Genomic DNA, 14066 nt, shown 5'->3' with positions numbered 1-14066 from the left:
ATGTGCCATCGTTGCGCCCCCACTCCAACCAAAGGCAGCCTCAGTAGGCGTGGCGTTCTCTCGCTTGCGGTTGCTGCCATGGGGGTGGGAGCCTACGAGGTTTCCACGCGAGGAAGATCCGTCCCCGCACCTACTGGCCCGTTGTTCGAGGAGGCCCAGGCCGTTCAGGTGGCCGCCCCTGTGGAGTCTTTGTTGCGACCGTTGCGGCCACAAGATTTCGCTGGTCGGCAACCTCAAAACTGGGGGCTGAGCTTTCCCGGCATCGTGTCAACGGTGCCACCACTTCCAGGCAAGCGCACCCTCGCGTTGACTTTCGATGCCTGTGGCGGACCAAAAGGGATCCGGGGTGGATCGGGCCTTGCTGGACATGTTGCGTGAGTTCGGCGCCCCCGCTACCTTATTTTTGAATCGGCGCTGGATCGACACCCACCCCGACCTCACCAGGGAACTCATCGAAGACTCCCTCTTCCGCGTCCACAACCACGGAACCGCCCATGTGCCACTCAGCAGCACCGGCAGGTCGGCCTACGAGATCGGAGGTACTGCTTCGCTTGCTGAGGCCGCCGCCGAAGTTGAGACCAACATGCAGCATGTGCGGGACAAATTCGGAACAGAAATGACGAAGTTTCGCTCCGGCACCGCACATTACGACGACGTCTGCGTCGACATGCTGACGCAGGGTGGATACCAAGTAATTGGCTTCACCACCAATGTCGATGCCGGGGCAACAGCGCCTGCCGGAACCGTCACCCGCGAACTGTTGAACGCGCCCAATGGGGCAATTTGCATCGGACACATGAACCAGCCGTCGTCCGGGACGGCAGCTGGAGTGCGGGCAGCCCTGATCGAGCTGAGGCGACGAGGAGACACCGCGTTCGTGTGGCCGTAAGCATGGAGTTGGGGGTCTTGTGGGCGCGGGTTGGCCACACCGTGTGGGAGTTTGTGGGGATGTTTTTGGCATTTCGGTGTGGTGAAGTTTGGCACCACCCCCGTACGCCATGGCAGGCTGGGACCCCCTAAACCACTAAGCAAATCTCCGTCTCGCTCCGTTGTTCCACTGTCATTCCCGCTTCACGGAGCACGTCCAAGACCTCGGACACAGAGGCACAAGAAACCTCCGAAAGAGCCAATTCCCGAGCCACCAGCCCGCGGTAGTGCTTGTTGAAGTGGCTAACCACTTTGCCGTCTTTTTCCACCCGCACGGTGACAGCGCCCGGAACACGACCGAGCTGCTGGTACGTGCCGGAGCGGAGGTCAACGACAAAATCAACAGAAGCCAACTCAGAAGAAATCAACGATCCCCAGCGGGCTTTCATGGTTGGCACCTCGCCACGCGATCGGGGCAGCTTCGTGCCCCCGGAGAGCCGGTAATGCGGGATCCAGTCCGACGCACTGACCAGACCAAACAAAGCCGAGCACACCACCAAGCGTTCCAAAGCAAGAACAGGAAGGGATCCTGCGGATAGGGCATCGTACAGCACGCCAGTGTAGCGCTCGAGCGCGGGCATGGTGGGAGCTTCAAAAAGCGCGCGATTGGCGACGGCTTCCTCGCGCTGTTTGTCAGACAAGCCGAGCACTTCCATCGCGCGCTTCTCAGACAAACGTGCGAGGTCGCGGGCGTTCTTCAGCCGGACCTGACCCAGGGCTGGGAAGCTTAAAGATGAGAGGTCAAGCGGGGCTCCGGTGCCTCCCCAGGCTTTGGTTTCGGACGGTGGCAGCACGATCAGCATGCTGTTTAGGATACTGCTAGTTCAGAAGTGCTCGGCTTTGAGTCGCGTGTGGGAAGCTATGGTCGTCGAGAAGCGTGCGGGTGCGGTAGATATACTAATCAACCATGATCACTCGCATGTCCTCACTGTTTCTTCGCACCTTGCGCGAAGACCCGGCTGACGCCGAAGTCCCAAGTCATAAATTGCTGGTCCGGGCAGGTTACATCCGACGCGTCGCCCCAGGTGTGTACTCCTGGCTGCCACTGGGTTTGAAGGTGCTGCGCAACATTGAGCGCGTCGTGCGTGAAGAAATGAACGCGATCGGCGCGCAGGAGCTGGCGTTCCCAGCGCTGCTGCCACGCGAACCTTACGAGACGACGAACCGTTGGACCGAGTACGGTGACTCCCTCTTCCGCCTCAAAGACCGCAAAGACGCGGACATGCTGCTCGGCCCAACCCACGAAGAAATGTTCACGGGGGCCGTCAAGGACCTCTACAGCTCCTACAAGGACTTCCCGGTCACCCTGTACCAAATCCAGACCAAGTACCGCGACGAAGAGCGACCACGAGCAGGCATTCTGCGCGGCCGCGAGTTCGTGATGAAGGACTCCTACTCCTTCGACATGGACGACGCAGGCCTGGAAGAGTCCTACCAGGCGCACCGTCGCGCCTACCAGGCCGTTTTTGATCGCCTCGGAGTTGAATACGCCATCTGTGCCGCTACCTCAGGCGCGATGGGCGGGTCTGCTTCCGAGGAATTCCTGGCTATCTCGCCAAATGGCGAAGACGCCTTCGTGCGGGCGACCGATGGTGACTACGCCGCCAATGTGGAAGCTGTGGTGACGCAGCCGGGCGTCGAAAAGCCAATCGAGGGCCAGCCAGCCGCCGAAGTCCATGACACCCCGGATGCCGTCACCATCGACGCGCTCGTGGAGTGGGCTCGCAGTATCGGTATCACCGTTGACGGTCGCGAAGTCCAAGCCGCAGACACTCTGAAGTGCCTGGCGGTGAAGGTTCGCCAGCCGGGCGGGGAGTGGGAGCTCACAGGAATCTTGCTTCCAGGTGACCGCGAAGCGGATATGAAGCGCCTCGAGGCCTCGTTCGAGCCAGCGGAAGTCGAACTCATTTCTGACGAGGACTTCAAGAAGTACCCATTCCTGGTCAAGGGCTACATCGGCCCGCGCGGGCTGGCTGAAAATGGCGTGCGCGTACTCGCGGATCCACGCGTCGTCTCGGGCACTTCGTGGATCACGGGCGCTGACCACAAGAACCAGCATGTCGTCGGTATGGTCTGCGGCCGCGACTTCACCCCTGACGGCTTCATCGAGGTCGCTGAAATCCGCGAGGGCGACCCAGCTCCCGAGGGCATGGGTACGCTGACCTTGGAACGTGGCATCGAGATCGGCCACATCTTCCAGCTGGGACGCAAGTACACCAAGGCCTTCGACGTGCAAATCCTCGACCAAAATGGCAAAACTGCCGTCCCTACCATGGGGTCCTACGGCATCGGCGTATCCCGCCTCATCGCCGTGCTCGCGGAGCAGCGCCACGACGACAAGGGTCTGAACTGGCCCATCGAGGTCGCGCCGTTCCAGGTACATGTCGCGGTCGCTAACAAGGACGCCGCCGTTACCGATGCTGCCGAATCCCTCGTCCAGGAGCTTTCCGCGGCCGGCATCGAAGTGCTTTTCGACGACCGCCCTAAGGTCTCCCCAGGCGTGAAGTTCAAGGACGCCGAACTGCTGGGTATGCCACTAGCGGTAATCCTGGGCCGTTCCTTCGCCGACGGAAACGTCGAGCTGCGCATTCGCGGCGGCGAAACCCTTGAGCTGCCATTTGAGTCCGTGGTCGCCAAGGTCCAAGAACTCCTCGGTTAAAACCGAAGATGTGAAGAAAGGGTGAGCCTCGCTGTAGTTTCCAGGCTCACCCTTTTTGCTGCTTCTACTGCGCAAACTCAGCTTGAAGCGGATCTTTGCCCTGCGCGGTAAGCATCTCGGCAGCAATCCGCGCTGACTCCGCCGAGACCGACAACCCGTACGCCCGCCACGCGGCATCGGCAGACTGGGAGGCCGCAATATTCCACTGCGAGACGGTGTCGGATTCCAAAGCTGTGAGTAACACTTTCACCGAGGCCGCATCTTTCGGCTGCGGGTAATCCCGGAGAGAATAAGCGGGTGCGGCTGCGGGGGCATTCGGGATGCTGGCGCGCAGCGCCTCAACTCGAGCTTCGTGACGTTCGATTGCAGATTCGATGTCCGGGGTAGCGGAACCAGCGTAGGCCAATGCCACGTGTAGACCGTAGACTACAGAGTTTTCCCATTCTAAGAGCTTCCGAGCGGGTTCACCACCATTGCCTGGAGCGGAATCAGTGATCGATGGGTGTGCCCCAAGAACCGCCAACTGGGTATGGATTCGCGCTATCAGGGGCATCGACTCCGCGGGAATATCACCCACAGTGGCCAGTATTTGCTCCGCGGCACGCTGTGGTGTGTTCGCGGGGTCAGTGCTCGGTTGAGCATCCGCCGTAGGCACGAGGCATGACTCCGGGGTCTGCCCCTCTTTCGTGGTGCCGCACAGACGCCGGACCTCGGCGAACAACTGTTCGGCTTGTTGCGCGCGCAGGTCCGCGATGTTTGAAGAGGTGGAGGTTCGGTTCGCGGCGTCGTTAAGCGCGCTGTGCCCTAAATTATTCAGCGTCGGGTTGGGGGTGGGCGCTGGGGTCAGCGAGCAAGCACCGAGGAAGAAAACGGGGAGAAGAATGAGGCTGCAGCGGTTCACAACGAAATAGTGTACGCACTGGCGCTATGCTGATCGGCATGGCATTTCCAAGTTCTGAGAAAATTTCCGAGCTCATCGCGCACATCCTGGACTCCCACCACCTCGACGAAGAGTCCATCAAAGTCAACCGCGCTGGGGCGAAATCCGCGGTCATCATCGCTGTTGACGCCGATGATCGGCCAGACTTGGACAAACTCGAGGTAGTTTCCGGCGACATCTCCGACGCCCTCGACGCCGCCGAAGCAAACGGCGAAGTCAACTTTGGCGCAGGTTATACCCTCGAACTCAGCACTCCAGGCGTGGACACCCCGCTGACCGCCACGCGCCACTGGCGACGCAACCGTGGCCGCAAGGTCGCCGTGACCGTAGCTGACCGCACCAGCTTCTACCGCATCGGCGCGCTTAACGACGCAGAGACTTCCGCCATTCTTATCACCCGAGAGGGAAAGAAACTGCAGGTCGTCGAGCACGAATTGGCTTCCGAGGCCAAGGCAGTGGTAGAAATTGAATTCGCCAATGTGCCAGCCGATGAGCAAGCCTTGGCGGAATTGACCTATGACGAAGCCATTACATGGCGAGAGGAAAACAAGTGAATATTGACCTAAAAGCGCTGGAAGCGATCGAAAAAGACAAGGGTATTGAGGTTCGGGAACTACTCCTCACCATTGCTGGAGCGCTGCGCGAGACCTACCTTTCCGCAAACAAGCTGGAAAGCTCCACAGCTCGGGTTGATATTGACACCCTGACCGGTGCCGTTTCTGTCGTCGTGACTGAACGCGACGAAGATGGCAATGTCATTTCCGAGTACGACGACACCCCCAAAGATTTCGGACGCGTGGGCGCTTTGGCGGTACGCGACGCAATCATCCAGCGCATGCGCGAAGCCGAAGCTGCGCAGACCTATGACCAGTACCAAGGCGTTGAAGGACGCGTCGTGTCGGGTATCGTCGAAGCCGATTCCCGGCTGAACGAACGCGGCATTGTCGTTGTAAACCTGGGCACCGAAGTAGCAGGCCAGGACGGTCTGTTGCTGCCGGCTGAGCAAATCCCAGGCGAAAAGCTCGCGCATGGTGACCGCGTTAAGGTCTACGTCGTTGAGGTAAACCGGCAGCCACGAAACGTTGTCATCAACGTTTCCCGCACCCACCCCGAGTTGGTCCGACGACTCTTTGAACTGGAAATCCCTGAGGTTGCTGACGGCTCAGTGGAAATCATGGGTATCGCCCGTGAAGCCGGACACCGCTCTAAGGTGGCAGTGCGAGCGAAAATTAAGGGCCTCAACGCCAAGGGCGCCTGTATTGGTCCGCGAGGACAGCGCGTAACCAACATCATGAACGATCTCGGCGGAGAAAAGATCGACATCATCGACTACGACGAAGATCCAGCAAAATTCGTCGGTAATGCACTCGCTCCTTCCAAGGTTGTGAGCGTTGAGGTAATTGATCATGAAACGCAGCACGCTCAAGTCGTAGTACCTGATTACCAGCTGTCCCTGGCCATCGGTAAGGAAGGTCAAAACGCGCGTCTGGCAGCACGTTTGACCGGCTGGAAGATCGACATCCGCTCGGACGCTGAACCTGCCGAATAGGCTGTCGCAAAACCAAACGACGAAGCGGAATACAACCTGGGGTACGCCACGCGGTAAACCCCAGGTTAACTTTTTGCCCAAATAGGCGTACACTCAAATACGGCTCCTGCGCGAGCTGGCGATTTTTTATTGCCTTTTGCCACTAGTGGTCTCGATATTTGTTAGGACGTACATGCAGTTGACTTCGGCACCTCGCTCCGGCGGGCACCACCGAATTCGCACCTGCATAGCAACAAAGCGTCCCCAACCAGAGTCCACCTTGTTGCGGGTAGTAGCTCAAGGAGAAAACCCCGTAATCGTGGTGCCGGACCCGAAGCGCAAGCTTGGCGGCCGGGGCGCATGGATCACACCGACGCTCGACGCGTTGGACATTGCTGAGCAACGCAAAGCCTTTGGCCGAGCGTTGCGGGTGTCTGGAAACCTAGATACCGGTCCAGTGCGGGCATATGTGTCCGCATTACATGCTGGGCCCGCCACCGAAGAAGAAAGACATTAAACACTGATGAGCACACGATGAAGCATCAGCGATGAACGTCAACGAACATCGCTAGAAGCTGAAACAACGAGCACGCCCGCCGGCGCACTCCTTGTGGGCTTCTAGCAACAACACAAGGAGAAAAGTGCCCGGAAAGCTACGTGTACATGAGCTCGCAAAGCAGCTCGGTATTACCAGCAAGGAACTGCTCGGCACCCTGAAAGATCAGGGCGAGTTCGTCAAAACTGCATCTTCCACCATCGAACCACCAGTGGTGAAGAAGATGACCGAATTTTACGCATCACAAAACGGTGGTAGTGACGCCGCTGCACAGCCTGCCGCCTCCAAGCCAGCCGCTAAGCCTGCCTCGACGTCCGGTGCAAAACCAGGAGCGCCGAAGCCAGGTGCCAAGCCAGCCGCTCCAGCTGCTCCTAAGCCAGCTGCCGCTGCTGCGAAGCCAGCACAACCTGCCGCGAAGCCAGCTGCTGCGAAGCCAACCCCGGCACAGCCTGCGACCTCGGCACAGCCAGAGTTTCGTGCACCGACCCCTGGTGCAAAACCTGGGGCAGCAAAGCCAGGAGCTCCAAAGCCAGGTCAAGCTAGCGCTGCCACACCAGCTGCAGACAAGCCAGCTGAGGGCGAGAACCGCATCCCACGGCCCATGGCAAAGCCAGGTCCTAAGCCAGGCGCACGCGCTCCACGCGTAGCGAACAACCCGTTTTCCACTGGATCTTCGGAGCGCCCAGCTCCGCGCCCAGGTGGGGGAGCACCTCGACCAGGTCAGGGTGGACCACGCCCGGGTGGCGGCGCCCCTCGTCCAGGCCAAGGTGGCCCTCGTCCAGGTGGACGCCCAGGTCAAGGTGCGCCTCGTCCGGGTGGACGCCCGGGGCAAGGTGCCCCACGTCCAGCGCAGGGCGGATCTCCAGAGCGTCAAGGCGGTGGACGTCGTCCGTCTCCAGCCATGATGCCAAATAACGCTCCGACACCAGGTCAGATGCCATCGCGCGCTGCCGGTGGTGGACGTGGTCGTGGGGGTTCAGGTGGCCCAGGTGGCGCACCAGGTGGATTCAACCGTCCTGGTGGCGGAGGCGGCGGTGCTGGTCGCGGCGGACGTCGCGGTGGCACGGCAGGTGCATTCGGGCGTCCTGGTGGCGCGCCACGCAAGGGACGTAAGTCGAAGCGTCAGAAGCGCAGTGAATACGAAGCAATGCAGGCGCCAAACGTCATTGGTGGCGTGCGGCTGCCTGACGGCGGTGGCGCAACGCTGCGTCTCGCCCGTGGCGCATCCCTTTCCGATTTCGCCGAGAAGATCGGCGCAGACGCAGCTGCACTCGTGCAGGCACTGTTCAACCTGGGTGAAATGGTCACTGCTACGGCATCGGTTTCCGAAGAAACCTTGATGCTGCTCGGTGAAGAAATGAACTACAAGGTTCAGGTCGTCTCCCCAGAGGACGAAGACCGTGAACTTCTGGAAAGCTTCGACCTCACCTTCGGCGAAGACGAGGGTGGCGAAGAAGACCTCGCCCAGCGCCCACCAGTTGTCACCGTCATGGGTCACGTTGACCACGGTAAGACCCGCTTGCTCGACACGATCCGTAAGGCAAACGTCGGCAAGGGCGAAGCCGGTGGCATCACCCAGGGCATTGGTGCATACCAGGTCGAGGTGCACCTCGAAGACCAGGATCGCACGATCACCTTCCTGGATACCCCAGGCCACGAAGCCTTCACCGCTATGCGTGCCCGTGGCGCGAAGTCTACGGACATCGCCATCTTGGTGGTCGCAGCTGACGACGGCGTCATGCCACAGACCGTGGAAGCAATCAACCACGCGCAGGCCGCTGACGTGCCGATCGTGGTTGCCGTGAACAAGATCGATAAGGAAGGCGCCGCCCCGGACAAGATCCGTGGCCAGCTGACCGAATACGGACTTGTTCCGGAAGAATATGGTGGCGAAACCATGTTCGTTGACATCTCGGCAAAGCAAGGCACGAATATCGACGCCCTGCTGGAAGCCGTGCTGTTGACCGCGGATGCCTCTCTCGATCTGCGCGCAAACCCAGAAATGGACGCACAGGGTGTAGCTATCGAAGCTCACCTGGACCGTGGACGCGGTCCAGTTGCCACCATCCTGGTTCAGCGCGGCACCCTGCGCGTCGGCGATTCGATCGTCGTTGGCGATGCTTATGGTCGCGTTCGTCGTATGGTCGACGAGTACGGCGAGGACGTTGAAGAAGCAGGACCATCCCGCCCCGTGCAGGTTCAGGGTCTCAACTCGGTGCCTGGCGCCGGCGACAACATCCTGGTGGTCGAAGACGACCGCGTGGCACGACAGATCGCCAACCAACGCAATGCTCGTAAGCGCAACGCAATGGCGGCTAAGGCACGCAAGCGCGTGTCCCTGGAAGATCTCGATGCAGTGCTCAAGGAAACCTCGACCCTCAACCTCATCATCAAGGGCGACAATGCCGGTTCGGTCGAAGCGCTGGAAGAAGCGTTGCTCAAGATCGAGGTTGACGACGAAGTTCAGCTCAACATCATCGACCGTGGTGTCGGTGCTGTGACGCAGACCAACGTCTCGCTGGCTGCAGCCTCCGACGCTGTCATTATCGGCTTCAACGTTCGCGCTGAAGGCAAGGCGACGGAAGAAGCTAACGCCGAGGGCGTCGAGATCCGCTACTACTCGATCATCTACCGCGTGATCGAGGAAATCGAGCAGGCTCTCAAGGGCATGCTCAAGCCGATCTACGAAGAGCGCGAAGTGGGCAAGGCCGAGATCCGTGCGATCTTCAAGGCATCCGCTGTCGGCCTCATCGCAGGTTGTATGGTCGAATCCGGTAAGGTGCGTCGCAACGCTCAGGCTCGCCTTATCCGTGACGGTAACGTCGTGGTGGAAAAGACCAACATCGACTCGCTGCGTCGTGAAAAGGACGACGTTGTGGAAGTCACCGCAGGTTACGAATGCGGTATGGTGCTGTCCTACCCAGACATCCAGGTGGGCGACATCATCGAATGCTACGAGATGGTAGAAGTCCCACGCGACTAGTACCACACTGAGTTAGCTCAACACGCAGCCCCGAAGCCCGTCTGGGTGGAAGGGCTGCGTGTTTTTCTCCCATGAAATGGATTCCAGGTGGGCGTCGATAAGCCTGCCTGCTTTCACTGCAGGGGAGTCGGATATGCTGTAAACGAAGAAAACGACGACGAAGTTGAGGATTGAAAACAATGGTTGATCACGCACGCGCCGCCCGGTTAGCAAAACGGATACTTACGATAGTTGCCACCGCGATTGAACGCGAAGTCAAAGATCGCCGCCTGGAACTCGTCACCATCACCGACTGCAAGGTCAGCGGAGACCTGCACGACGCCGTCGTTTACTACACCGTCCGTGGGGCAACGATAGATAAGGACCCGGACACCGACGCCGCCGCTGAGGCACTCCACCGCGCTCGTGGTCAGCTACGCAAGATCGTAGGCGACCAGCTTGGCGTCCGATTCACCCCAACCCTGTCGTTCCAGCTAGATACGGTGCCGGAGACGTCGGCACACATGGAGGAGCTACTCGCTCGGGCCAGGAAACGAGATGAGGAATTGCGCGCGCTGGCAGAAAATGCCCAGCCCGCCGGTGACGCGAACCCATACAAGGAGGACTAGAATGCCCAGTGTTTCCGAGTATCGCGCTGCGGCCACACTCCTGGAAAAGCCCAGCGCCTTCGCAGTAATCGGACATATCCGCCCTGATGCCGACGCCATTGGCTCAGTGACTGCCGTGGTGCAGATTCTGGAGAAGCTCGGCAAGACGGCGCAAGGTTGGATCGGGCAGCCAGAGACATTCGCACCTAATCTCACCACGATTCCGGGAGGCGAAAAAGTCCTGGTGAGTACTGAATTCCCCCTGGCAGATGCGTACATCGTGTGCGACTGCGGATCTATCGACCGCACTGGTGCCTTTGCCGAGGATCTAGCAGTGACCGACGCTCCGGTGCTGCTCATCGACCATCACGATTCCAACCCAGGGTTCGGCACCGTGAATTTGCTTGACTTCGCGGCGGAATCCACCACCACGATTGTGTGGCAGTGGTTAGAATATCTCGATGTTGACCTGGATCAACCGCTAGCCCAATCCTTATACTCCGGGCTCGTTACCGACACTGGTAGCTTCCGCTGGGGCCGACCGTTGATGCATGACATGGCTGCTCAATTGCTCACCTTCGGGATCAATACTCGCGAGATCGCAGCTGACCTGATCGACAACACCTCGATTGAAGGCCTGCGCATGGTGGGCCAAGCGCTGGCAGCTATCGAGGTGCGCCAGGTCGGGAGACTCAAGCTCGCGGTGCTGCATGCGAAGAACGAAGCAGTCCAGGGCCTGGAGACTTCTGAAGTCGAGTCACTGGTGGATTTCGTCCGCGGTGTACACGGCGCTGATGTTGGCGCGGTGTTCAAGGGCTACCACCCGAATTGGTACGCGGTTTCATTGCGGGCGATCACCGATGTAAACGTTTCCGCACTGGCCACCAAGATGGGTGGTGGCGGACACCTTCGCGCCGCTGGTTACACCACTGCGGGCAGCTTCGCGGACAACTTGGCAGCACTGGAAGCTGAGATTGAGAAGCTGTAGCAGGAACCCGCGCACTCCATGAGCACAAGTTTTTCCAGCCCAAGCCACCCCGTAGAAGTAAGTACTGCCAAGGTGTTGAGGTTGGCACTGCCCGCACTGGGCGTTCTGGCCGCCGCGCCACTGTATTTGCTGCTTGATACGGCGGTGGTGGGACGGCTGGGTGCCACCGATCTCGCAGCCTTGGGGGCGGCGACCACAATCCAAGCCCAAGTCACCACGCAGCTCACTTTCTTGTCGTATGGCACGACAGCGCGCTCAGCCCAGCACCACGGAGCAGGGCGCCACGACGACGCCGTCGGTGAAGGGGTACAAGCCTCCTGGCTCGCGCTAGGCGTCGGTCTGCTCCTGATGACTCTGATCATAACCGCCGCGCCGACCCTCACGCGGTGGCTCGCCGGCGACGCAACCGTCGCAGGCGAAGCCACCCAATGGCTGCGTGTAGCTGCCTGTGGCATCCCACTCATTTTGCTCACAATGGCCGGAAATGGCTGGCTTCGAGGAATCCAAAATACCCGACTACCGTTAATTTTTACGCTACTTGGTGTCGGCCCGAGCGCTGCATTGGTTCCCGTGCTCGTCGGCCGTTACGGTATCGTCGGCTCAGCCTGGGCGAACCTGATCGGGGAAACCATTACTTCTTTGTGCTTTATTGGGGCGTTGGTGGCTATGCATCGAGGATCCTGGATGCCACAACGAAAAGTGATGGTCGCGCAGCTGCAGCTGGGCAAGAACCTCATCGCGCGCTCATTGCTTTTCCAGGTGTCTTTCGTGTCCGCTGCCGCGGTGGCTGGCAGGTTCGGGGCATCCTCGCTGGCGGCCCACCAGGTCATGCTGCAGCTATGGAGCTTCCTCACCTTAGTGTTGGATTCGTTGGCTATTGCCGCACAGGCACTTATCGGCGCGATCGTTGGTGGCACGCGGGCTGGTACTGCGACCGGTGACCAAGCGCGGCGTGCCGGATCGAAAATTGTTCGGATTTCAGTTCTGCTCGCTGTCGGGCTGTGCGTGATCCTGGCGTGCGGCTACCAAGCGATCCCGCGTATCTTCACCCAGGACGCGACCGTGCTCGCCACCATGGCACCGCTTTGGTGGCTGCTCGTAGGCATGGTGGCTATGGGCGGCGTGGTGTTTGCTTTCGACGGCGTACTCATGGGAGCGTCCGATATGAAATTCCTGCGCAACGCCACCGCATTGTCAGCTCTGGTGGGCTTTTTGCCTGCTATTTGGTTGTCGCTGTTATGTGATTGGTCGTTAACGGGAGTGTGGTGCGGACTAGCGCTGTTCATCTTTTTGCGCATGATCGCGGTGGTGTGGCGATTCAAATCCATGGCGTGGCTTGGAACCTCGGCAGGCACATAAGGCATAATCTTTAACGGTATTGGGATGACTGTGTCGTCCAGCCGGGAAATGCTGAGCGATGAGGATTAAGGAGCGGTGCAATGGGTAGCTACACGCAAACCTTGTGGGCCGTGTCTGACCTACATGCGGCTGTGAAGGCTAACGGCGCGGTGATCGACACGATTCGTCCGCGCCACCCGTCCGACTGGCTAATCGTGGCCGGCGATGTGGCCGAGCGTAGCGAGCTCGTCATCGAAGTCTTGGCTGCTTTACGACGACGTTTCGCCTGCGTGATCTGGGTCCCAGGCAACCACGAACTCTTCTCTCGGTCCGCGGATTTCTACAAAGGACGCGCGAAGTACGAGGACCTGGTGGAAAGCTGTCGCCGTATCGACGTGTTGACCCCAGAAGATCCTTTCCCCAAGTTCGGCGACGTAACCATCATCCCGCTTTTTACCCTCTATGACTACAGTTTCCGACGCCCGGGCACTACGGTCGAACAGGCAGTGCAGGCCGCTCACGACGCCCAGGTGGTCATGACTGATGAGTTCGCCATCGCTCCGTTTGTGGATATCCGTGCCTGGTGCTGGGATCGCTTGGCGTATTCCATTAAACGCCTAGGCAAGGTGGAGGGGCCAACAGTTTTGATTAACCATTGGCCGTTGGTGTACGAGCCCGTCGAAAAGCTGCGCTGGCCCGAGTTGGGGTTGTGGTGTGGCACTCGGCATACTCGCACGTGGGCACAGCGTTATGATGCCCAAGCGGTCATTTATGGGCATCTGCATACCCCCGGCATCGTGAAGGTTGGGGGAGTGCCTCACATCGAGGTTTCGCTGGGGTATCCCCGGGAATGGCAGTCGTACCCGAGTGATCGGCCCTGGCCATATGCAGTGCTGGAGGTGGAACATGCTGAATAGTGAGCTATTTCCACCCAGCGCAAAGTTCAGTTTTTTCACTACGTCCTCCAACGATGACCTGACCAATTTTCACGCGCTGCACCCGTTGGAGCAGGCTTTGGTTGCGCACTCGGTGCCCGTACGTAAAGCCGAGTTTGGCGATGCCCGCTGGTGCGCGCATCAAGCGCTGAAACAACTGGGCCGAGACGCCGGCCAGCCCATTCTTCGCGGCGAGCGGGGTATGCCGTTGTGGCCGGCCTCCGTGTCTGGCTCCTTGACGCATACCGACGGCCTGCGCGCCGCGGTAGTCGCGCCACGTCTTTTAGTGCGGTCCATGGGCCTTGACGCGGAGCCTGCGCTTCCGTTGCCGGGAGATGTGTTGAGCTCGGTAGCGCGTGAAGGCGAATTGGCGCAGCTCGATCGCCTGAAAGGCAACAGCGTGGATTGCGCGGATCGCCTGCTCTTTTGCGCCAAGGAAGCTACATACAAGGCGTGGTTCCCGTTGACGCATCGTTTCCTTGGTTTTGACCAGGCAGAAATCGATTTGCGGGACGACGGCACCTTCGTTTCCTACCTGTTGGTGCGCCCGACCCCGGTGCCGTTCATCAGCGGTAAATGGCAGTTGAGCGACGGTTATATTTTCGCAGCCACGGCTATTACGTAG

The 14066-nt window shown here is 59.7% G+C and carries 14 protein-coding genes; 12 read left to right on the top strand and 2 right to left on the bottom strand.

Features of this window, described 5'->3' with window-relative positions; translation table 11 throughout:
* Positions 1-378, top strand: a complete 378-nt coding sequence (locus tag CEPID_RS13580) for a hypothetical protein (RefSeq protein WP_236684224.1) — start codon at positions 1-3, stop codon at positions 376-378.
* On the top strand, positions 323-889 hold the full coding sequence (locus CEPID_RS07395) for a polysaccharide deacetylase family protein (RefSeq protein ID WP_236684223.1): 567 nt from the start codon (positions 323-325) through the stop codon (positions 887-889). The genes CEPID_RS13580 and CEPID_RS07395 overlap by 56 nt, the downstream gene beginning before the upstream one ends.
* A 127-nt stretch (positions 890-1016) precedes the next feature.
* Here the strand turns inward: CEPID_RS07395 and yaaA are convergent, their stop codons facing one another.
* Positions 1017-1730 carry a peroxide stress protein YaaA gene (yaaA, locus tag CEPID_RS07390; protein WP_047240428.1) on the bottom strand — a complete coding sequence of 238 codons (714 nt, stop codon included), beginning with the start codon at positions 1728-1730 and terminating at the stop codon, positions 1017-1019.
* Positions 1731-1834: 104 nt separating this feature from the next.
* Between yaaA and CEPID_RS07385 the strand changes: the two genes are divergently transcribed.
* Positions 1835-3586, top strand: a complete 1752-nt coding sequence (locus CEPID_RS07385) for a proline--tRNA ligase (protein WP_047240427.1) — start codon at positions 1835-1837, stop codon at positions 3584-3586.
* A gap of 64 nt (positions 3587-3650) precedes the next feature.
* Here the strand turns inward: CEPID_RS07385 and CEPID_RS07380 are convergent, their stop codons facing one another.
* A complete protein-coding gene (locus CEPID_RS07380) occupies positions 3651-4487 on the bottom strand; it encodes a hypothetical protein (RefSeq protein WP_047240426.1) in 837 nt (278 codons plus the stop codon).
* Between the two features lie 38 nt (positions 4488-4525).
* Here CEPID_RS07380 and rimP point away from each other — a divergent pair, with 38 nt between their 5' ends.
* From rimP to CEPID_RS07335, 9 genes are all read left to right on the top strand, one after another.
* Positions 4526-5080: a ribosome maturation factor RimP gene (gene rimP / locus CEPID_RS07375; protein WP_047241417.1), complete on the top strand. Its 555-nt coding sequence runs from the start codon at positions 4526-4528 to the stop codon at positions 5078-5080.
* Positions 5077-6075, top strand: a complete 999-nt coding sequence (gene nusA, locus CEPID_RS07370; protein ID WP_047240425.1) for a transcription termination factor NusA — start codon at positions 5077-5079, stop codon at positions 6073-6075. Before rimP ends, nusA begins: the two co-directional genes overlap by 4 nt.
* Positions 6076-6247: 172 nt before the next feature.
* Positions 6248-6571 carry a YlxR family protein gene (locus CEPID_RS07365; protein WP_047240424.1) on the top strand — a complete coding sequence of 108 codons (324 nt, stop codon included), beginning with the start codon at positions 6248-6250 and terminating at the stop codon, positions 6569-6571.
* 124 nt (positions 6572-6695) lie between these two features.
* Entirely contained in the window at positions 6696-9593 is a 2898-nt protein-coding gene (gene infB, locus CEPID_RS07360) for a translation initiation factor IF-2 (protein WP_047240423.1), read from the top strand.
* 179 nt (positions 9594-9772) lie between these two features.
* Positions 9773-10201 carry a 30S ribosome-binding factor RbfA gene (gene rbfA, locus CEPID_RS07355; protein WP_047240422.1) on the top strand — a complete coding sequence of 143 codons (429 nt, stop codon included), beginning with the start codon at positions 9773-9775 and terminating at the stop codon, positions 10199-10201.
* A 1-nt stretch (position 10202) separates the two neighbouring features.
* The gene (locus CEPID_RS07350) at positions 10203-11168 is read left to right on the top strand and encodes a DHH family phosphoesterase (protein WP_047240421.1); all 966 of its coding nucleotides are present in this window, start codon (positions 10203-10205) and stop codon (positions 11166-11168) included.
* 18 nt (positions 11169-11186) lie between these two features.
* The gene (locus tag CEPID_RS07345) at positions 11187-12527 is read left to right on the top strand and encodes an MATE family efflux transporter (RefSeq protein ID WP_047240420.1); all 1341 of its coding nucleotides are present in this window, start codon (positions 11187-11189) and stop codon (positions 12525-12527) included.
* Positions 12528-12607: 80 nt separating this feature from the next.
* Complete coding sequence (locus CEPID_RS07340; RefSeq protein WP_047240419.1) at positions 12608-13423, top strand: metallophosphoesterase family protein; 816 nt, start codon at positions 12608-12610, stop codon at positions 13421-13423.
* Positions 13413-14066 (top strand): 4'-phosphopantetheinyl transferase family protein, encoded by a 654-nt coding sequence (locus CEPID_RS07335; RefSeq protein WP_047240418.1) that lies wholly within the window; start codon positions 13413-13415, stop codon positions 14064-14066. The genes CEPID_RS07340 and CEPID_RS07335 overlap by 11 nt, the downstream gene beginning before the upstream one ends.

Origin of the sequence: Corynebacterium epidermidicanis (assembly GCF_001021025.1) — a bacterium.
Lineage (GTDB): Bacteria > Actinomycetota > Actinomycetes > Mycobacteriales > Mycobacteriaceae > Corynebacterium > Corynebacterium epidermidicanis.
This window is presented reverse-complemented; position numbering and strand designations above follow the sequence as displayed.